A 19,731-nucleotide genomic window follows, 5' to 3' on the forward strand; every position below is an offset into this window, starting at 1 on the left:
TTCCTCTTTATCAATAACCGATTGCGATGTAACTGATGCTGCGCGCATTGGGCGATAACCCCGCATTCGGAACGCCTTCAGATCGGAATGTGACGTTTTGCCTGGTCCACCCAATCACACGAGCAAATGAATCATCATCACCGGTCGCGCCGTTGACAGTTGTGGGTATGCACATGAGGCAATAATTAGGAAATGCCATATGGAAAACTGAGGAATAGTTTGCTTCAGCCGGCGTGAATACTGAACCGTACTGGATGATCATGCCGGTCTGAGCATCCCGCCAGAATCCTGATGCGCCGCCGAAAGCGGAAGTGTTCGCGATGCCCAAAATATTTCGGGCCGAAGGGACGTCTCCCGCGGACATCAGTGACTGCCCAACGGCGCCTGTGTGCTCCGTTGTGTAAATCTTTGCATTGGGCCCCCAATGCAAGTCTCCCGCCGCTGACATCAGCAACTGGCGAAACACCCTGTCACCCCAGTGAAATGTGATGGCGGGTGCGTACGTAATTGCACTTTGAGTGGTGCCCACCCGTGCTGTTTCACGAATCTGGATAGCCCCGTTGCGCCAGTCATTCCCAGGTGTTTTGGAATAGAACTCCGGAAACTGATCACTCGAAACACGTACGCCATCCGTTATCCCATATCCCGTAAGCGTCGTGGCTTTTGCTGCCTTGCCCGCCAAGGCATTGGTTATCGTTGAGGCGAAGTTCGGATCATTGCCCAGAGCCAGAGCAAGCTCGTTAAGTGTATCAAGGGCAGCCGGTGCGGCCGCGACCAGGCTATTGATAGCGTCGGTTACAAACTTGGTGGTTGCCGCCTGACTGTTACTGGTCCCGGGGACAGGTGAAGGCACAACCACGGTGCCGGTAAACGTAGGACTCACCAATGGTGCTTTGGCGACCAACAAGTTGTTTACTTGCGTCTGGCTATACGCATCGGTGATGCCATACCCCGCCAGCGTGGTTGCTTTGGCGGCCTTTGCAGCAAGCGCATTGGTCATGGTTACGGCAAAGTTCGGATCGTTACCCAGCGCGTCAGCAAGTTCTTTCAGCGTGTCCAACGTATCCGGAGAGGCCCCTACTAAAGCGGCAATAGCAGCTTTTACAAATGCAGTACTTGCTGCTTGTGTGCCATTTGCGGAAGCTGCGGCGGTAGGTACATTGACCACACCCGAAAATGTGGGGCTGGCCAACGGCGCCTTGCTTGCGAGGCCATTGACCATTGTGCCAGCAAAGTTAGGATCGTTATCTATGGCTGCAGCAAGCTTGTTCAGTTGATTCAGTAACCCTGGAGCGCCGTTGACAACACCGTCAATCGCCACCTGGATTGCAGCACTCGTAGCGGCCTTCGTGAACGCATCACCGATGCTGTAACCGGCCAAAGTCGTCGGGTTGTTTCCCTCAACCACAATGCCGCGATCGTTGGTTCTAACCTTGGTAAAAGTACCTGCCACCTTGTTCTTCGGTAAAACGCTCAAGATCGATGAGTCGACATACTCACGGGTCGCAAGAACAACAGACGGATCAATCTTCAACTGCACACTGGCAGTACTGGTCACGACAATGTTGAGCCGCACAATCTGCGTTTTACCGGTTCCCTGACTGAGCAGGGGCTTGAAACTGGGCGCACAGTTGGCTACTGCAACCAGATCACCGGCGGCGTCATACAGGCCAATCTCGCGAATCCACCAGCCACCCACATCCGGCGGTATCACTTGCTCGGCGATGATGATACTGGCGTTGTCCGGGTCAACCTTGACCTGGTTGAGCGGCGCCCTTCGGCGTTCGTTGATGAGTTTTTTCTGATCCCTCGACGGGATCGGGTCGGTCAGGTTGGCATCGCCAACCCCCATTTGTGCAAAGCTCCACGGCACGCCCAAGGCGTTGGCATTGGCCTGTTTGGCCTCGCCCACCGCCGTGAGGATGGCGAAGAACTGGCTTGTCTGGTCAGTCATGAGTACACGTCCAGGGTTTCAATTTGCTGTTCACGGCCCACAAGGCCATAGCTGCCGCGCACTTCAATGTCGTGAGAGGTCGGCGGATAAATGTCGATTTCATCGCCTTCAGAAAGGCTTATTCCCAAGCGCAGATAGCCACTGCTGGCGAGCGTGATTGCCAGCCCCGTCAGGTGGCGACTGACCGGCTTGGCGTCATCGATCAGGCGGGTCAGTTCCAGGTACATTGCTTCGGAGATTCCGTTCTCCAATACCCCGACCTGCAGCGCAAAAGTGCCCGGTGCGCCTTGCGGTACCGTCTGCCACCACTCCTGCACTTCGATCAGGTAACCCAGCGGCTCCACTACCCGGCGCAGCGCACCAATGGTGCCTTTATGGGCATGCACGTAGAACGCCGAGCGGATCACCGAGCGCTTGATTGCCTCCGGCCAGGTTTCATCCCAGCGGTCCACCGACCAGGCCCAAGCCAGCTGATGCAGCAGGTGCGCCGGGCAGGTGTCGGGGTTGTACAGCGTGCGCAGGGGGACGTCGGTGGTTTCAAACCCGGCAGCCTCGATGGCCTGTTCGAGATCGGTGCTGTTGAGCGGCAGCAGACTGTCCATGTCAGCTCCCCCGCGTCACGGTGATCCCTTCGCACCAGGCCGCTTGCGCCTGGGTCGGGCGGATGTCGGTCCAGTCGTTCAGGTCGACCCGGCTGACGCCGTTGATGTGCAACTGGGCGTCCACGCCCGAGCGGGCCACTTCGACACCCAGGCGCCGGCGCGGGTTGATCCAGGCTTGCAGGCGGCGTTTGCACTCGGCAAGCGTTGCTTCGATCTCCGGGCCGTTGCCGCTCATGTGCACCACGGCATCGATGCGGTAACGCAGAATTTGTGCGCCCTGAACCGTCAGGCGGTCACCCACCGGGCGCACGTCATCGTCATTGAGCTTGAGCCGCACGGTGTCCAACAGCGCAGCCGGGGCACTGCCATCGCCTTCGAGCGCCAGCACCGTCACCACCACCTGGGCCGGCAACGGGCTTTGGGCAGTGGCATCGACCACCAGCCCGGAAGCGTTGCGGGCATGCAGGATGTAACTGTTGCGCGGGCCCGCAGTGGTCAGCCCCTCATAGACCAGCTGCACCCGCTCGCGCAGGGCGTCGTCTTCTTCAAGCACTTGCGGCGTTGGCGGCACGCTGCTGGCGTCGGGTGCCTGCACCACCAGGCGCTGCAGCTGTACATTGGCCGCCAGTTGATCAAGGTCGGCGCCCTGCGCATAGGCCAGCATCAGCGCCTTGGCGGCATCGTTGACCCGTGCGCGGTTGAGCAGCTTGCGATAGGCGCCGACTTCCAGCAGTTTGTTCACCGGGTCGCTTTCGACTGTAGCGTCCCAGTTGTCGCCCATGTGCAACCGGAAGGTCGCCAGGTCAGCCTGGAACAGCGCCTCGAAATCGAGGTCTTCCAGAACCTGCGGCGCGGGCAGCGCCGAAAGATCCACACTACTCATGCCGTCACCTCCGGCGTGCTGCAGAAACGAAAACGCCCCGAAGTTCGGGGCGCTCAAAGCATGCGGCAAAGTGTCAGACGTTACCGACGTCGACCACACTTGCGCGAATGGCAGCAATGGCCTGATCGGCAATGGCTTCGGCTTCTTCATGGCTGCCGGCCTTGAGCGCGGACTGTTTGCCCTTCAGGCGGGCGGCGCGGATGGCGTAGAGGGCGGTTTTCCAGGCATGGGCTTCGGCGAGGATGCTTTCGGCCGCAGCTTGTGGAGTCAGATTGGCAGCGTCGCTCCAAGCCAGAACGGCAGGCGGCACATCACCTTTAAAAGACGCAGTAGAAAAGACTTTTGCCTCAACCTCAGCCAGTTGATATTCAATTACACGCAACGAACTGCCAACTGCGGCTGTACGTGCGTTGTCAGCAGCTTCATCGATCTGCTGCGCAGCGACAAGACGGGCAGCCCCAATAGGCAAACTCGCAAATGAATATCCCACATAGTTACTGTTATTGAATGTGATGTTAAGATTTTGATCTTGCATGTCAGCCTCAGAGTTTGAGTAAATTGGTAAGCAAGTAACTCAGGTTTCCAGGCGGGGTACCCGCTGGTACGCCCGGGAGAATAGAGCCCTCAAGCGCCGTAGGGATCACTGTGTTGGCTACCGAAAACACTACCGTACTGGCATTTGGCCCCACTATTTTCCCCACGAATGTGCCACGCAGCTCAAAAGCAATGTTGAACAAACGAATTGCCAGCGTCGCCGGCCCCAAGCTCCCAGCATAGGTAAGCGAGTAGTACGCATTGATCGGAGTACTGGAGGACTCGCCCGCAGGCAAGCTTACTGTGAGGTAGGCCAACTCAAGCGATACCGAGCCCACTTGCTGAAACCCGCCCATTGAGCGTTGGCCATTAGAGGTTATGTATTCATTTAGAATAAGCTTACGGCTTAATTCACTATCAACATCTCCACGAATAGTGACCCTACGATTGCGAACTACCAACGGAGAGGACAGTACGTAATCCTTAAGTAGAATGATTACGCAGCCACCGCCTTCCGGCGTTGCTGAAAGAGCTGCTGAGATAGTCTTCATCGGTGCAGCTTGAGTACCCAAGGCCAGGTCATCGCCTGCTGTGCCGTCAACATAGAACGTTCTTGCAATAGCCGGCACCGCCGCAACAGCCGCCGCCACTGCCGCATCAATCCCCGCCTTCTTGCCATTAAAGTAACTGATCAAATCAGTGGTTTTCGTCACCAGATTGGCAACATCAGTCTCAAGACTCATCGGTCTTATGCTCCGTGCATGTTTTCAATAACGAGTTTTTGCAGTGCGATGACCGCCGCTGCATTGCTCACTGTGGCGCTCAACAGGCCATCGCGGTCTGTGCTCTGGCGTTGCTCCGCCGCTTTCATACGTTCAATCAGGTTGGCAATCTGCTCACCTGCGATCCGCTGGCGCGTGGCCTGATCATCCAGCCGGTCCTGCTGTTGCAAGCCGCGCAGTTGCTCAGCAATCAACGCCGAGGCCTGGGCCGCCAGCGGCGCCGCCAAGGTCAGGTTGAGCCCGGTCGCACCGCTGACGATGGTCACGCTGTTGGCCGGCAAGGCCGCCAGTGACAGGTCGTAGGCGAGCAGCAGGTCAGTTCCTGCAGGCTTGTAGGCCAGGGCTTCAGTCGGGTGTGACCACACCGCCAGCAAGGTGCCGTCGCTGAGCAGAAAGCCGACTTCACGCACCCAGAAAGCGCGATCTCCATCCGCCACCGCGGTGAGGTGCAGCTGGCTATTGCCCAGGCGCTCGCCACCGGAAATTGGATACTTGGCGGTTTGCGCTTTCAGGCTTTTTTGCTCGGCATTCGGTGTGTAGCCCGAGGTGCCCAGCACCACATGGCTGATTTCGGCCGCCAGGCCGCTGTTGTCGGCCCGCCAGATCGCGGCCAGGCCGGCCTTGGTAATGACAGGTTGCAAGGGTGTACTCATAGCACTGCCTCCATCGTGCCGCGCACGACGATACGGGCCCGCGCCGCGTTGGCGACCTGCAGGCCCTGTTGCGCATTGATCGGAACGCCCGTGGCCTCGGCTGATCGCCGAACCAGGGCATAGAGGTTGGCGGCGTTGGCCAGGCGCAGGCCGCCGTCAAAGCCGGCGCCCAGGCGAAACTGGTAATGGCTGCGCTCGTTTTTCGCCGCATCGACCAGGGCACGCAGCCGGGCGTAGAGCTGTGGCGAAAGAATCGAGCCCTCGCCCGGGCGGTTGTCGTTGGCCCAGGCGGTCAGCTCGAAGGTGTAAGGCGCGGCGCCGGGAATCTGTTGCCACTCCCTGAATTGCGAATTGACCCGCACCGCCTTGAGCACCCGACGCACCGCGCCCACCGTGCCCTTGGTCTTGTGCACCGGAATCGCCTCGTGAATCAGCTCACGTTGCTGCGTTTCGGATTCTGCCGCCTCCCAACCGTCGACCTTCAGCGCCCAGGCAAGCCAGGGTAGAAAGTTCGGCGGGCAGCGGGCCGAGTCGGCCACACCGTGGATGATCTGCGCATCGATGTTCAGGTCGCAGGCTGCCGATAAGGCTTGCTCAAGCGCTGTGGAGTTCTGTGGCAGCAGACTCATGCGACCACCTCGGTGCTCAAGGTGATGCTGCGACAACTTGGATAGTGACGTTTGTCGCTGATGACATCCGCAGTCGGCTGGGTAATTCGCACCCGCCGAACGCCTGCGGTATGCAGTGCGGCGTAGATGGCTGAAATCGGCAACAGCCCTTGCAGTTGCCGGGCCTGGGCGATGGTGCCTTCCAGCGCGGCCCGAACCTGGGCTTGAACCACCAGCGGATCCGGCCCGGCTTCCAGCTCCAGAGCCGCGACCACGCTGAACTCGGTCGGCTGGCCAAGCTGCACGCGCGGCCGGTCGGTTAGCGGGCGCACGTCCTCAGCTGAAAGCGCAGCCTCCACGGCGCCAACCAGTTCGTTACCCGGCACCGGGCTGTCAATTCGAGGCAGCACAGCCAGCGAAACATCGCCCGGCAAGGGCTTGTCCAGCCCGGCATTGTAGTCACACACCAGGACAATGGCGCCGGCCGGCAGTTGCGCTTGCAACGCGGCACTGATCGACAGCCCCTTGAAGGTTGGCGAATCCACCGACACGCTGGCGACATTGGCCGAGGCGCTAAGCCCGTGAAATTCATAGGCGCCGCGACTACCGGCTACCGACAAAGCCTCAAGCGACAAGCGGGTGCGGTAGCGCAACTCGCTATCGCCCTCCAGCACCGCCACCACGGGGGGCACGGCATCGGGATCGGCAGGGGTAATCACCAGGCGCTGCACGCCATAGTCGGCCGCGCGATGGTCCAGGTCCGCGCCCTTGGCATAGGCCAGCAGGCTGGCCTTGGCCGCATCATTGATCCGGGCCCGGCCGAGCAGCTTGTGATAAGCCGCCACTTCCAGCAGCTTGACCACCGGATCGGACTCCAGCAGCGCACTCCATTGATCGCCCATCTGCAGGCGAAAATCCTCCAGCACCTGCTGATACAGCGTTTCGAATTCTAGGGTTTCCAGTACATCCGGTGCCGGCAGCAAGGAAAGGTCGATCATGCGACCACCTCCAGGCTGGTCGGTTGCGCCAGGTAGACCCCGGTCAACTGCAGCGTGACCTGCCCGCCCACCACCGCCGTGACCCTGACCCGTTCAAGCTTCAGACGCGGCTCCCAACGGCCCAGTGCGCGTGCCACCTCCGCCTGCACCGCGCTCTTCCAGCCTTCGTTGACCGGCAAATCGACGAAGCGGCGTAGCTTGCTGCCGTACTCCGGGCGCATGCGCCGGCTGCCCAGTGGCGTGGTGAGGATGTCTTCGATGGACTGGCGTAAATGTGCAATGCCGGACAACGGTTGGCCGCTCCGGCGATCCATGCCGATCATTGATGTTCTCCAGGCGTAAAAAAGCCCGCAGTGGGCGGGCTGGTTTTTTAGTGTTTGTGATTGGCGGTGTTGCCGCCGGTGTCGATGATCTTGCCACCGCCGAGGATGTCGCCGGTTACCCGCAGGGGTCCGTTGATCTGCACCTCGCCGGTCAGGGTGATGCTCGCGGCATTGGCGGTGATGGCCTGGTCGGTGACCACAGCCGAGCTGCCGCCGACCTTGATGCTGACGGTACCGCTGGGCAGTTCGATGCTGTAGCTGCGGGCCTGCCAGTCATAGACCAGTGAGCCACCATCTTCGAAACGCCAGACCTCGACATGCTCGCGGTTGTCCGCTGGTGCCCCGGCGTTGCCATACAGGCCAGGCACAAAAGTACCTTGCGCCGGCTCACCGCTCGGGCTGATCAGCACCCCTTGCTCGTTAAGGCTTGGCGCACGCCAGTGGCGGGCCTTGCCGGCGGCCTGGCTGTGCCAGCGCAACCAGGCGCTGGTCCAGCCAGCGCCGTCGGACACCCGAACCCGGGCAGCGGCAAGGTCAACGGCGACCACCCGGCAAGGAATCACCAGGCCGGCGAGCATGCGGTCATGCATGGCGCTGGCATAGCTCATTGCAGGTCCTCCGGCGACTGGTAGCCGCCCTCGAAGCCCGGCCCGGTGTCGGGGCTGAAGGCAAACGCCAGCGGGCCCGGTTGATCAGGCCATGGCCATTGCACGGTTCCCAAGTGTAGGATCTGCTGCCATTGCACCAACCAGCCAACGACAGGGGTTGCCCCCGGAGCCGGTTGAACAGGCTCGGCCAGCACACTCATCGCCGCTTCAACAAACTCCAGCTCCCAGAATTGTTTGCGCAACAGTACGATCAGCTGGGTAGCCAAAGTAACAGCTTCCAATGCCGCGTGTTGGCGAGCGGAGTCAATCACGATGCGCGCTTCAACGGTAGCGATAACGCACGAACGACCGTCGCCTGGATCATTTGCCGGTTTAAGGCTGGAAATGGAATGAAACAACGCTGGCAGCGCTGTGTGCTGGTCCGCCTGCCCATAGGCGTCGACGGTTTCAAACTGAGGCAAGGCGGCCTTGATAGTCGCGCTGATCGCCTCATGCAAACGGTTCAGTTCGCTCATGATCAGTCCTGTGTCGTGGAGCTCGCAAAGGCTATTCGCGGCTAAAAACAGGCAAAAATAAACCCGCCATAAGGCGGGTTCATCGAAGCTGTTGTAAAGGCACCCATGAGCAGCCGTTAGTTATCGGCTAGCCCGTAACAAACGTGTCTGGCGAAACCAGAGCCCACCGGCGAAGCTGCAGCAGATAAGCGTCATCATCATAAAGTAGGAAAAATAACGAATCAGCTCGTGGTTCTTGATTGAAGTGATCCGACGATCAAAGCGCCCATCGAAGACAACGCGCCCGTCACTATTCAGAACTTTGCGAATCTTCAGTTCGTCCTCCCCACCACTCGCAAGAACATCAACCATCACCCCAGGCGCCAGACCCGCGGCTTCGTAGAGTTCTTTCGAGACATAGACTATCTGTTTGGACGAGGGGCGCGGGTTCGCTTCAGTCAGCCGAACCTGAAAGTACACGATCGAACTGTCTTGGCGCATCTCGGTGGGGGCACTGACAATCTGCCCTTTGAACAGAGTCGGTGCTTCATCCCCGAGCTCGTCAAATGATTGAACAAAAAGCAGGAAGGTAAGCCCCATCAACAAAAAAACGCCTGCCATCCCTAGCAGAACCCTGATTTGCTCGTAGACTGTTTTTCCACGAAACAACGACAGCCAAGAGTCAGACATACACCATTCGCTTTTGCTGCAAAAAAGGATGCCCAACATCCATGGGCATCCGTCACCCTAACATAGAACAGTATCAGTAGTAGGCGTCCTGATTGCCTCGGCAGCAGCCGTAGCCATCCTGGTTGGGGTCGACGACAAAGATGTTGGGAATAACGACCCGCCCGAAGGGGTAAACCGCAGAGGGGTTGATCAGCGGTGGGCCGCCGCCACTGCCGCCCCAGCCACCGATATTCCCCGGCCCTGATGCGCCTGGCCCCTGCGGCTCGACAAGGGTACTGCCAAGCCCGACCTGGTTCGTTCGCGGATCCCAGTGATTGGCGGCAATTTTATTTGCATAGACACTCTGGATCTCGGCCAGGGTTGCCAACTTCAAGTCCGGCGCAACCCAATAATCCGGATAACTGGCCGCTGGGTTATCTTTGAAGTAGCGGTTCCAAAGCGGTTGAACGGTAGCCTTATAGAGGTTTTTCACCGCATCCGAGTTAATCATGCCAAGTACATTCACCGTCACAGCGATGCCGGTTAACAACAGACCGGCGGTGCCGACGGCTGTCGCCATGATGGTGATACTCGCGGCAATCCCCACGACATTACCTACCAAGCTTAAAACGTCACCAGGCTGGATAGGCTTACCTTCTTTAAAGTCAGCAGTGACCTTCAGAAAAGTCGTCGTCGCCGCAAAGGTATTGGTGGTGACGTTCAGAAACGGTACAAAGCCGTTTGTCATCGCAGTCACCGAGATGACACCGGTCACCGTTGCGGCCGTTTGAGCATTTTGATTAATCAGCTGGAAACCGTTTTTGTTCGAATTGAACTGGTCGACCAGTGAAGTTGCAGCGCCCCCTGTGGCTGCTGGTTTATCAACCACGCCAATGAAAATATCCATTTTACCTGACACGATTATCTCATCCTTTGATAATGGTTTTGAAGGCAAGCGTCATCCGCAACTGGTCGCAGCTGAGTGCAGGCGACCGGGCGTTGTGCGGTACGCTGCCGTTGAACACAACGATTCTTCCGGGTTTGGGTAAGACAGCCTTGATGATGTCGTTCTTCGGGTGGTCGTAAAAGACCAGTTCACCGCCCCATGAAGTTGGCCAAAACTCGTTGCAAAACATCAGAACCGTCTGCCCTTCTTCTCCGGGCTGATTATCCCGGTGGATCGGTGACTCCTGAGCAAAGGTCTGACCGTTGGCATACACCCCGATCAGCGTTGCATCCTGCATGTATTGCTGCTTGACCCGGGCCCAAAACGGAAAGAGAAATGACCAGGCATCAGAGGACTTCAACTCGTCCTCCGCGCATAGAAACTTTTGTCGACCAGCCCCTGCAATGAAGGTATGCCAACACGGCCTGGAATGAGTGGCCGTATTGACTGGCCAGCCGTAGCGCCAGATTGCCCCCTTCAATTGCTGGACGACCTTGCACTGCTCATCAACTGTGACAAAGTCATCAACGACCTGAACATCCTTCTCACCAAAACAAGTATCCATACTCCTCACCTCTTCTTCCTTCTGTAACGCCTTCGAGCGGCACCTTGTCCGGGTGTTGAACTCAGTGTTCACTCTCCCCCTTTGCACCACTTGCAGGTTCAACCCCCAAGCGCTTCGCCGCCCAGCGTTCATAAAGCCCGATGGCGACATCGGCGCCGGCCATGGCGGTAAGGCAACCAAAAGCGCTGGCGCTCCAGATCGACATGCCGCTGGCGTACAGCAGCATTACGGTGGACACACCGCAGACCATGCAGGCCCCCGAGCGCAATAAAAGGCGCCGAAAAAGCGCCCAGCCCCGGGCGCCGGCCTTGTCCGCGCGCCACATCTCTCCGGAAAGGCCGCCCAGCAAGGCCAGGACGATCACCAGCCAGATCGGCATTTCCAGTAACGTCTGTTGCTCGCTTGTCACTGTCCTGTCTCCTTGGTAGTTCCGCTCGGCAGCTTGCCGGCGGCGTTTGTTGTAGAACCGATCGCTCGGCATTCCAAAAAGCCCGGCCTCCCCAGGCTTTTCAGTAATGCGTTGTCGAACCGCCCGCCACGACTGGTGCGCTGGGCGACTCCGCTTCAAATTGTTCCTCCGGCCGCGGCCACCTGCCCGCCGGATAACTGCTTGTGGTGCTTTACGCTGCACACCCGGGCCAGTTGCCAACCCTCTGAACAGTTCAGGCCTGTTCATCGCTGCCTTTGTCACTACCGGTGTCGACCGGCTTGAGACAAAGATTATGCATTGATGCATATGCAGTCAATGCATTTGTGGAAATATTTATGCATGAGAAAATGCACCTGCGCATGTAGGCCTTCCCCTACCTGGGCTGGACCACTTTTCTGCAGGCGAAAAAAAACCCGCCGAAGCGGGTTTTCTGAGGACGCGGACTACTCAGCGGGCGTACATGCCCCACCAGAACACATGCCCAAGGATGCTGATCTGCTCTTCCTGCATCTGCTGGAAGCTGTAGTCTTCATCCGGGTGTTCGTCGCGGTTGAAGCTGCGCAGGCGAATACCGGTAGGCAGGCGGTAGAGCTGCTTGACCCGCAGCTGGCCGTTGTGATTGATGGCATACAGGTCGCCGTCGACGATGTCACCGATGCCGCTTTTACCGGCGTTGACGCCCACCGTGGCGCCGTCACGCAGTACCGGCAACATGCTGTTGCCGCGTACCGTCACGCACTTGGCCTGGTCAAACTGCACACCGTTGTGGCGCAGGCTGCGCTTGCCAAAGCGCAGGCTGGCCTTCTCGCTTTCTTCGATGACGAATCTTCCTGATCCTGCTGCCAACTCGACCTCGCGAAGAAACGGAATGGACACCTCGTCGTCCTCGACGGGGGTGTCGTCATCCCACAGGCTGATGTCGTTCAACTCAGCGTGGCTACGCGCGGGCGCGGCTTCGCGGCTGTCACCGAGCTCGAGGCGACCGCGCAACTGGTCGGTGCTGACACCGAAATACTCGGCGATCTTCGACACGTGCTTGTCAGAGGGATCGACGATCTTCTCGCTGAGAATGCGCGACAGGGTGGATTGCGGCACGCCGGTACGCCGATGCAGCTCCGTGGGGGAGAGACCGTGGCGATCGAGCAGTGCTCTGAGGACGGATGCTACGTTGCGTTTTTGCATAAAATGCATAATGCCGGGGCTAAACAAAGAATGCAATTGCCTTGATGCATGAGAGGGCATAAACGTCCTGAGCCACGAAAGCTTCTTACGCGGACGGTTGCGCTACGACGTTTTCCGGGGCCCCGTCGTGAACCCACCACTGGTCGACGGCACAACGCGACCATTAAGAACAAATTGTTCAACATCCACACGAGACCCTTGCAAGGTGGCATTTACCAAGACAGGCGCGCCTCCCGAGAAAGCACTTGATGTATTGACCCGCATGACCTTCGATTTAAAGTTGCACCACAGCGACTTAAACTTCTCAGCATCACCAAACCGGACTCCGCCACTGCCGACCGAATCAGCGACCCACTCGGTGATCTCAACTTCTCCAGCAGATACCCCGTACAGCGTGTTTCCGGTATCCTCGATTAAAGCATGCAGCCACTGAGCCTGAGTTTTTCCGTCATTTTTCTGATTCATGGATAAGCGCCGGATGTGGGTGTCCCAGCACCTGTTTACCCAGAGCCCCTTGATCTCGTTTGACTGCTCAATCCCATTGGAGTCTTGAAGCGTCGGGCATACCGTGTTTTCTGCCGCAAAAGCATCGATGACCAAATTGTCTATCCTGTGGCCAAAACCGGTGATATAAGCCCCATGAAAAGCGCTATTCTTTATATGCACAAATCCAAACGTGCAGTTTGATGGATTCCACCCATGACCATCGATCGCAAAAGCCGCTGCAGTATTGGGTCCGCCGGCATAGTCGATTACAAGCCGATCAATCCTCAAGCCGTCTGTACCTGCGTAGATATGCGCGCCCCGGCTCCCCCCCCCTGGGACAGCACTGTGTCGCTCTGGATCATTCAAGATCCAGCAACTTTCGATATAGCAATTTTTGCAATTGATAGTGCCCAGCCGATCGGTGGTCGTTAATACACCGGTAATACGAACATTCATCAGTGGAGTTTCATTGATTGCAGAGGCTCTCAGCAATGCTCCAACATCATCTGGCTTAGACTCGATATACTGCAAAGCGACACCATCAGCCGCTGTTACTCGATACCTATCGCCATTGAACTCAGATCGCTCACCCGACACGTTCCGAACCTGAATAGAATCGCCAACCTGAAAGCTATGTGCCGACTTGACATTTACCGTCACTACGCCAGCGGAGCGTTGTATCTTGGTAATTTCAAAAGATCTAGGCTGAGGTCCACTTATCATGTGAACAACGCCTCCCAGAACAGCCCCAGGCTGGAAGTGCATTCTTGCTCCGCTCAATGAACGGTTGAAATTTATACCTGTGGCATAGTACCCCGGAGGCCAGTAGACACCTGTCTCGACAGAGGCGAGGAGCATGGGTAACCAGTTTTTTGTATTCTCCCAGTTTGTTTTCCCATCTGGAACTATACCAAACTCCGCCACCGAGACCATGTGCTGGTCTTTGGCTGATGCGATTGCGGCTGACGTCATCAGAGGTCCAGAAATTGCTGCGGCAGCAGCTCCAAAAGCCGAAAATCTCAACAACTGACGACGCTTCAAAACATTCCCTCCCCTGGAAAAAGGTCTGGAATATACCATCAACTTCAGAGCGTAACGTCAGCGCAAGGCCGATTGGTAGCGCAACGAGCAGATGCTGCACTGACTGCCCCTCCTTCAGGCTTCACAACAGAGCCGCCCCCTAGAGGTCACTAGGACTGTGGTACCCTACCCGTCATCGAGATCACCCCAAGCATTGCACTGGAAGCTATGCCCGAATTTTGCCCCAGCGCCAGCTTAAAAAAGCCCTAACTAATTGATGAATAAAGCAATTTCTGATTTGTCCGCACACACCCCGATGATGCAGCAGTACTGGAAGCTGAAAAACCAGCACCCGGACCAGCTGATGTTCTACCGCATGGGCGACTTTTACGAGATCTTCTACGAAGACGCGAAGAAGGCTGCCAAACTCCTGGACATCACCCTGACCGCCCGCGGGCAGTCGGCGGGCCAGTCGATCCCCATGTGCGGTATCCCCTTCCATGCGGCCGAGGGCTACCTGGCCAAGCTGGTCAAGCTGGGCGAGTCGGTGGTGATCTGCGAACAGATCGGCGATCCGGCCACCAGCAAGGGCCCGGTCGAGCGCCAGGTGGTGCGCATCATTACCCCGGGCACGGTCAGTGACGAAGCGCTGCTCGATGAGCGCCGCGACAACCTGATCGCCGCCGTGCTGGGCGACGAGCGCCTGTTCGGCCTGGCTGTGCTGGACATCACCAGCGGCAATTTCAGCGTGCTCGAGATCAAGGGCTGGGAAAACCTGCTGGCCGAGCTCGAGCGCATCAACCCGGTCGAACTATTGATCCCCGACGACTGGCCCCAGGGCCTGCCGGCGGAAAAACGCCGTGGCGCACGTCGCCGTGCGCCGTGGGATTTTGACCGCGATTCGGCACGCAAAAGCCTTTGCCAGCAGTTCGCGACCCAGGACCTCAAGGGCTTTGGCTGCGAGAAGCTGACCCTGGCCATCGGCGCCGCCGGCTGCCTGCTCGGCTACGCCAAGGAAACCCAGCGCACCGCCCTGCCGCACCTGCGCAGCCTCAAGCATGAACGCCTGGACGACACCGTGGTGCTCGACGGCGCCAGCCGGCGCAACCTTGAGCTGGATGTGAACCTGGCTGGTGGCCGCGACAACACCCTGCAATCGGTGATCGACCGCTGCCAGACCGCGATGGGCAGCCGCCTGCTGACCCGCTGGCTGAACCGCCCGCTGCGCGACCTGAAAGTACTGCAGGCACGTCAGGGCTCGATTCGCTGCCTGCTCGACGGTTACCGCTTCGAGAAGCTGCAACCGCAGTTGAAGGAAATCGGCGACATCGAGCGTATCCTCGCCCGTATCGGCCTGCGCAACGCCCGTCCACGCGACCTCGCACGCCTGCGCGATGCCCTCGGTGCCCTGCCGGAACTGCAGAACGCCATGGCCGAGCTTGAGGCGCCGCACCTGGCGCGCCTGGCTGCCATTGCCGGGACCTACCCGGAGCTTGCCGACCTGCTGGCAAAAGCCATCATCGACAACCCGCCAGCGGTGATCCGCGACGGCGGCGTGCTCAAGACCGGCTACGACAGCGAGCTGGACGAGCTGCTGGCGATGAGCGAGAACGCCGGGCAGTTCCTCATCGACCTGGAAGCCCGCGAGAAAGCCCGCACGGGCCTGGCCAACCTCAAGGTCGGCTACAACCGTGTGCATGGCTACTTCATCGAGCTGCCAAGCAAGCAGGCAGAGCAGGCACCGGCTGACTACATCCGCCGCCAGACCCTCAAGGGCGCCGAGCGCTTCATCACCCCGGAGCTGAAAACCTTCGAAGACAAGGCGCTGTCGGCCAAGAGCCGCGCCCTGGCGCGCGAGAAGATGCTCTACGATGCCCTGCTGGAGAACCTGATCGGCCACTTGGCGCCGCTGCAGGACACCGCTGCGGCCCTGGCTGAGCTGGATGTGCTGAGCAACCTGGCCGAGCGCGCGCTGAACCTGGACTTGAACTGCCCGCAGTTCGTCGACGAGCCGTGCATGCGCATCACCCAGGGTCGCCACCCGGTGGTCGAGCAAGTGCTGACCACGCCGTTCGTGGCCAACGACCTGGCTTTGGATGACAACACCCGGATGCTGGTGATCACCGGTCCGAACATGGGCGGTAAATCCACCTACATGCGCCAGACCGCATTGATCGTACTGATGGCGCACATTGGTAGCTTCGTCCCGGCTGCGGCCTGCGAGCTTTCACTGGTGGATCGCATCTTCACCCGTATCGGCTCCAGCGACGACCTGGCCGGTGGCCGTTCGACCTTCATGGTCGAGATGAGCGAAACCGCCAACATCCTGCACAACGCCACCGAGCGCAGCCTGGTGCTGATGGACGAAGTCGGCCGCGGCACCAGTACCTTCGACGGCCTGTCGCTGGCCTGGGCCGCCGCCGAGCGCCTGGCGCAGCTGCGCGCCTACACGCTGTTCGCCACCCACTACTTCGAGCTGACGGTGCTGCCGGAGAGTGAGCCGCTGGTGGCCAACGTGCACCTGAACGCTACCGAGCACAACGAACGCATCGTGTTCCTGCACCACGTGCTGCCCGGCCCCGCCAGCCAGAGCTACGGCCTGGCAGTGGCGCAGCTGGCCGGCGTGCCGACGCCGGTGATTCAGCGTGCTCGCGAACACCTGGGCCGGCTGGAAACCGCCAGCCTGCCCCACGAAACACCTGTCTTGCAGCAAGGTGCACCGGCGGTACCGCACCAGAGCGACCTGTTTGCCAGCCTGCCGCATCCGGCCATCGAGAAGCTCGGAAAGCTGGACCTGGACAATATGACGCCGCGTCAAGCTATCGAAATGCTCTATACACTGAAGACTCTGTTATAACGCGCGCCCGCACAAGCTGATAGAATCCCGCGCGGTTTGGCGGCGCTGCAGGTTACTAGCCTGGCCTGCAGCCGAACAACCAAACCGAGCGGCCCTGTCTGGAGGGGCACCGCTGCCGTCGCCTGAGGAGAGAATTAGAAATGACCTTCGTCGTCACCGACAACTGCATCAAGTGCAAGTACACCGACTGCGTAGAAGTCTGTCCGGTGGACTGCTTCTACGAAGGCCCGAACTTCCTGGTCATTCACCCGGACGAGTGCATCGACTGTGCACTGTGCGAGCCTGAATGCCCCGCCGTCGCCATTTTCTCGGAAGACGAAGTGCCTGCCGGCATGGAGAACTTCATCGAGCTCAATGCCGAGCTGGCGGAAATCTGGCCGAACATCACCGAAAAGAAAGATTCGTTGCCAGATGCCGCCGAGTGGGATGGCAAGCCAGGCAAGATCGCCGATCTCGAGCGCTAAGCGCGGATCAACAAAAAAGGCCCTTCGAGGGCCTTTTTTAATGTTTGTTGCGGGCAAAAAAAAGGGGCGGTTTGACCCGCCCACATTTTTTCCGTAGTCCCTTTGTTCCCTTTCATCATCCTGATGAATCGCATCCTGCGATGTCCTTGGCTTTCATCCTTGAGAGCCTGTGTCAGTCCGTAGACACAGGACAAATATTAGCGCTTCCAAGATTTACCACAACAGCACAAAGCTCTCAAAAAGCTGCGGTAACCGTACTGTCACAAACAAATAAATCTTTATATATCAATAACTTAAACAAAAGCGCACACTGAAAACGACAACGATTTACTACAGCGTACAGCCAAGGCTTACACAACGAGTAAGCGATGGCTTACATGAACTAGAACAGTACCAACATCGCCGTCGGATCGCGCCCAAACCCGAATGTTTCCAGACCGCCATCGGGAAGCCGTTCACGGGTAAACCGCTGTTCTGCAGATGCAAAAACGCCCCGACATGTCGGGGCGTTCTTCACAACGATTTCACTGGCGTTACTGAAACAGCGACTCGCTGGACAGGCCATTCTTTTCAAGGATCTCACGCAGGCGCTTGAGGCCCTCTACCTGGATCTGCCGCACCCGTTCCCGGGTCAGGCCGATTTCCAGGCCGACATCTTCCAGCGTACTGCTTTCATGACCGCGCAGGCCGAAGCGGCGAATCACTACCTCGCGCTGCTTGTCGGTCAGCTCGCTGAGCCACTGGTCGATGCTCTGGGACAGATCGTCATCCTGAAGCAGTTCGCACGGATCAGTAGGACGGTCGTCGGTCAGGGTATCGAGCAGGGTTTTATCCGAATCCGGCCCCAGGGACACGTCCACCGACGATACCCGCTCGTTGAGCCCAAGCATGCGCTTGACCTCGCCGACCGGTTTTTCCAGCAGCGTGGCGATCTCTTCCGGGGACGGTTCGTGATCGAGCTTCTGGGTCAGTTCGCGGGCGGCGCGCAGGTAGACGTTGAGTTCCTTGACCACGTGAATGGGCAAGCGGATGGTACGGGTCTGGTTCATGATCGCCCGTTCGATGGTCTGCCGAATCCACCAGGTGGCGTAGGTAGAGAAACGGAAGCCGCGTTCCGGGTCGAACTTCTCGACTGCCCGAATCAGGCCGAGGTTGCCTTCTTCAATCAGGTCGAGCAGCGAAAGCCCCCGGTTGACATAACGCCGGGCGATTTTAACCACCAGGCGCAGGTTGCTTTCGATCATGCGCTTGCGCCCGGCCGGATCACCACGTTGCGACAGGCGCGCAAAGTGCACTTCTTCTTCCGGAGAGAGCAATGGCGAGAAGCCGATTTCATTGAGGTAAAGCTGGGTCGCATCAAGTGCCCGAGTGTAGTCGATGTACTTGTGCTGTTTGAGCGTAGCGCTCTGTTTAGCCTTGGTCCGAACCGTAGGTACAGCAGGTTCGTCTGACATCACATCCGTTTCCAAAACAATGCCGGTCTCCATCAGGAGAACCTCATCGTCGATGTCAAACTCCGGCACTTCTTTACTGAGAGCCATTGTTATAGTCCTTTGCTGAGTTCGAACTCAGACTCGAGCGGCGCCTTTATCCCTGGCAGCGCTGGAGCCTGTCCCCTCTACGCGAGGAACAGGCCGGGCCTAGCAATCAACGACGTGGCAGGAATTGCAGCGGATCGACAGGTTTGCCCTGGCGGCGAATTTCAAAATGAAGCTTCACCCGGTCTGTGCCCGTGGACCCCATTTCGGCAATTGTCTGCCCCACCTTGACCTGCTGTCCCTCCCGAACCAAAAGCCTGCGGTTGTGGCCGTAGGCACTGACGTAGGTATCGTTGTGCTTGATGATTACCAACTCGCCGTAGCCCCGCAAGCCACTCCCGGCGTAGACAACTGAACCATCAGATGCAGCAAAAACAGGCTGTCCCAAATCACCGGCGATATCAATGCCTTTATTCAAACTACCGTTTGAAGCAAATTTTCCAATCAGCACGCCGTTGGCCGGCCAGGCCCAGCCGGCCGTGGAGCGCCCTGCGGGGGGCACTTGCACGGGTGCTGTGGTAGTCGCCACCGGGGCAACCGGCACGGTGTTTGGCGTGCTTGCAGGCGCGGTGGTGGGCGGCGGCGTTATTGGTTTGCCGGAGCTGTCCAGCGGACGCTTGATGATGGTGGTCTTGCTTGAAGAAGATGGCGAGCTGGTGACCACGGTGGTGCCGACGACTGGCGCCGGGCCACTGGAGCGACCATCGAAACGGATCGCCTGGCCCGGACGAATGGTATACGGCGCAGCGATACCGTTGCGCGCGGCCAGGGCCTTGTAGTCCCAGCCATAGCGAAAGGCGATGGAGAACAGCGTGTCGCCGGGGCGCACCAGATATTGACCGGTGGTGACCACAGGGCGTTTGGGCGCGGCGTTGTTGCGATCGACCACCCGGACGCTGTTGGAAGACGTGCTCGAGCACCCCGTCACCAGCGTACCCACGGCCAGTGCAATCAGCAGAAGCTTGAAGCTCGATGGATCCTTGCGCTGCCGAATGTTTGTGTGACCCACCCGCCGCTCCCTCTAATGGTGACCGATGTAAAAAATGCAATATTGTTGCAATTATACCCGAGCGCGCCGCCATGCGGACGTCTGGCCATTGCTAAACGTGATCTGTAACAGACTATGGTAGCCCGC

Annotated in this window: 21 protein-coding genes; 2 read left to right on the forward strand and 19 right to left on the reverse strand. The window is 58.7% G+C overall.

Annotated features, from left to right (window positions below):
- Positions 1 to 10: 10 nt before the first annotated feature.
- From UB48_RS27020 to UB48_RS27635, 17 genes are all read right to left on the reverse strand, one after another.
- Positions 11 to 1,954, reverse strand: a complete 1,944-nt coding sequence (locus UB48_RS27020; RefSeq protein WP_052676453.1) for a phage tail protein — start codon at positions 1,952 to 1,954, stop codon at positions 11 to 13.
- Positions 1,951 to 2,556 carry a phage tail protein I gene (locus UB48_RS01040; RefSeq protein ID WP_045193586.1) on the reverse strand — a complete coding sequence of 202 codons (606 nt, stop codon included), beginning with the start codon at positions 2,554 to 2,556 and terminating at the stop codon, positions 1,951 to 1,953. The genes UB48_RS27020 and UB48_RS01040 overlap by 4 nt, the downstream gene beginning before the upstream one ends.
- Before the next feature lies 1 nt (position 2,557).
- Positions 2,558 to 3,439 (reverse strand): baseplate J/gp47 family protein, encoded by an 882-nt coding sequence (locus UB48_RS01045; RefSeq protein ID WP_045193587.1) that lies wholly within the window; start codon positions 3,437 to 3,439, stop codon positions 2,558 to 2,560.
- 73 nt (positions 3,440 to 3,512) lie between these two features.
- Positions 3,513 to 3,974: a hypothetical protein gene (locus tag UB48_RS01050; protein ID WP_045193588.1), complete on the reverse strand. Its 462-nt coding sequence runs from the start codon at positions 3,972 to 3,974 to the stop codon at positions 3,513 to 3,515.
- A 7-nt stretch (positions 3,975 to 3,981) separates the two neighbouring features.
- Complete coding sequence (locus tag UB48_RS01055) at positions 3,982 to 4,716, reverse strand: hypothetical protein (protein WP_045193589.1); 735 nt, start codon at positions 4,714 to 4,716, stop codon at positions 3,982 to 3,984.
- A 5-nt stretch (positions 4,717 to 4,721) separates the two neighbouring features.
- A complete protein-coding gene (locus UB48_RS01060) occupies positions 4,722 to 5,408 on the reverse strand; it encodes a phage tail protein (protein ID WP_045193590.1) in 687 nt (228 codons plus the stop codon).
- A complete protein-coding gene (locus tag UB48_RS01065; protein ID WP_045193591.1) occupies positions 5,405 to 6,037 on the reverse strand; it encodes a phage tail protein I in 633 nt (210 codons plus the stop codon). The genes UB48_RS01060 and UB48_RS01065 overlap by 4 nt, the downstream gene beginning before the upstream one ends.
- Positions 6,034 to 7,014 carry a baseplate J/gp47 family protein gene (locus tag UB48_RS01070; protein ID WP_045193592.1) on the reverse strand — a complete coding sequence of 327 codons (981 nt, stop codon included), beginning with the start codon at positions 7,012 to 7,014 and terminating at the stop codon, positions 6,034 to 6,036. Before UB48_RS01070 ends, UB48_RS01065 begins: the two co-directional genes overlap by 4 nt.
- Positions 7,011 to 7,337: a GPW/gp25 family protein gene (locus tag UB48_RS01075; RefSeq protein ID WP_045193593.1), complete on the reverse strand. Its 327-nt coding sequence runs from the start codon at positions 7,335 to 7,337 to the stop codon at positions 7,011 to 7,013. The genes UB48_RS01070 and UB48_RS01075 overlap by 4 nt, the downstream gene beginning before the upstream one ends.
- A gap of 47 nt (positions 7,338 to 7,384) precedes the next feature.
- Positions 7,385 to 7,945 (reverse strand): phage baseplate assembly protein V, encoded by a 561-nt coding sequence (locus tag UB48_RS01080; RefSeq protein WP_045193594.1) that lies wholly within the window; start codon positions 7,943 to 7,945, stop codon positions 7,385 to 7,387.
- Positions 7,942 to 8,460, reverse strand: a complete 519-nt coding sequence (locus UB48_RS01085; RefSeq protein ID WP_045193595.1) for a hypothetical protein — start codon at positions 8,458 to 8,460, stop codon at positions 7,942 to 7,944. The genes UB48_RS01080 and UB48_RS01085 overlap by 4 nt, the downstream gene beginning before the upstream one ends.
- A 120-nt stretch (positions 8,461 to 8,580) precedes the next feature.
- Positions 8,581 to 9,129 (reverse strand): hypothetical protein, encoded by a 549-nt coding sequence (locus UB48_RS01090; RefSeq protein ID WP_156160151.1) that lies wholly within the window; start codon positions 9,127 to 9,129, stop codon positions 8,581 to 8,583.
- Between the two features lie 73 nt (positions 9,130 to 9,202).
- Positions 9,203 to 10,027: a hypothetical protein gene (locus UB48_RS01095; RefSeq protein ID WP_156160152.1), complete on the reverse strand. Its 825-nt coding sequence runs from the start codon at positions 10,025 to 10,027 to the stop codon at positions 9,203 to 9,205.
- Positions 10,028 to 10,034: 7 nt separating this feature from the next.
- On the reverse strand, positions 10,035 to 10,619 hold the full coding sequence (locus tag UB48_RS27910; RefSeq protein WP_177329127.1) for a 2OG-Fe(II) oxygenase: 585 nt from the start codon (positions 10,617 to 10,619) through the stop codon (positions 10,035 to 10,037).
- A gap of 61 nt (positions 10,620 to 10,680) precedes the next feature.
- Positions 10,681 to 11,028 carry a phage holin family protein gene (locus tag UB48_RS01105; RefSeq protein WP_045193597.1) on the reverse strand — a complete coding sequence of 116 codons (348 nt, stop codon included), beginning with the start codon at positions 11,026 to 11,028 and terminating at the stop codon, positions 10,681 to 10,683.
- A 468-nt stretch (positions 11,029 to 11,496) separates the two neighbouring features.
- Positions 11,497 to 12,240: an XRE family transcriptional regulator gene (locus UB48_RS01110; RefSeq protein WP_045193598.1), complete on the reverse strand. Its 744-nt coding sequence runs from the start codon at positions 12,238 to 12,240 to the stop codon at positions 11,497 to 11,499.
- 93 nt (positions 12,241 to 12,333) lie between these two features.
- Positions 12,334 to 13,758: a hypothetical protein gene (locus UB48_RS27635; RefSeq protein ID WP_156160153.1), complete on the reverse strand. Its 1,425-nt coding sequence runs from the start codon at positions 13,756 to 13,758 to the stop codon at positions 12,334 to 12,336.
- Positions 13,759 to 14,026: 268 nt separating this feature from the next.
- Between UB48_RS27635 and mutS the strand changes: the two genes are divergently transcribed.
- Together mutS and fdxA are read left to right on the forward strand one after the other, a co-directional pair.
- A complete protein-coding gene (gene mutS, locus UB48_RS01120; RefSeq protein ID WP_082075369.1) occupies positions 14,027 to 16,594 on the forward strand; it encodes a DNA mismatch repair protein MutS in 2,568 nt (855 codons plus the stop codon).
- A 140-nt stretch (positions 16,595 to 16,734) separates the two neighbouring features.
- Entirely contained in the window at positions 16,735 to 17,058 is a 324-nt protein-coding gene (gene fdxA, locus UB48_RS01125) for a ferredoxin FdxA (RefSeq protein ID WP_010224804.1), read from the forward strand.
- 533 nt (positions 17,059 to 17,591) lie between these two features.
- Here fdxA and rpoS read toward each other — a convergent pair.
- A complete protein-coding gene (rpoS, locus tag UB48_RS01130; RefSeq protein WP_045193601.1) occupies positions 17,592 to 18,599 on the reverse strand; it encodes an RNA polymerase sigma factor RpoS in 1,008 nt (335 codons plus the stop codon).
- Between the two features lie 106 nt (positions 18,600 to 18,705).
- Entirely contained in the window at positions 18,706 to 19,605 is a 900-nt protein-coding gene (locus UB48_RS01135; protein ID WP_045193602.1) for a peptidoglycan DD-metalloendopeptidase family protein, read from the reverse strand.
- Positions 19,606 to 19,731: the final 126 nt, after the last annotated feature.

Source organism: Pseudomonas sp. 2(2015), assembly GCF_000955865.1.
GTDB lineage: Bacteria > Pseudomonadota > Gammaproteobacteria > Pseudomonadales > Pseudomonadaceae > Aquipseudomonas.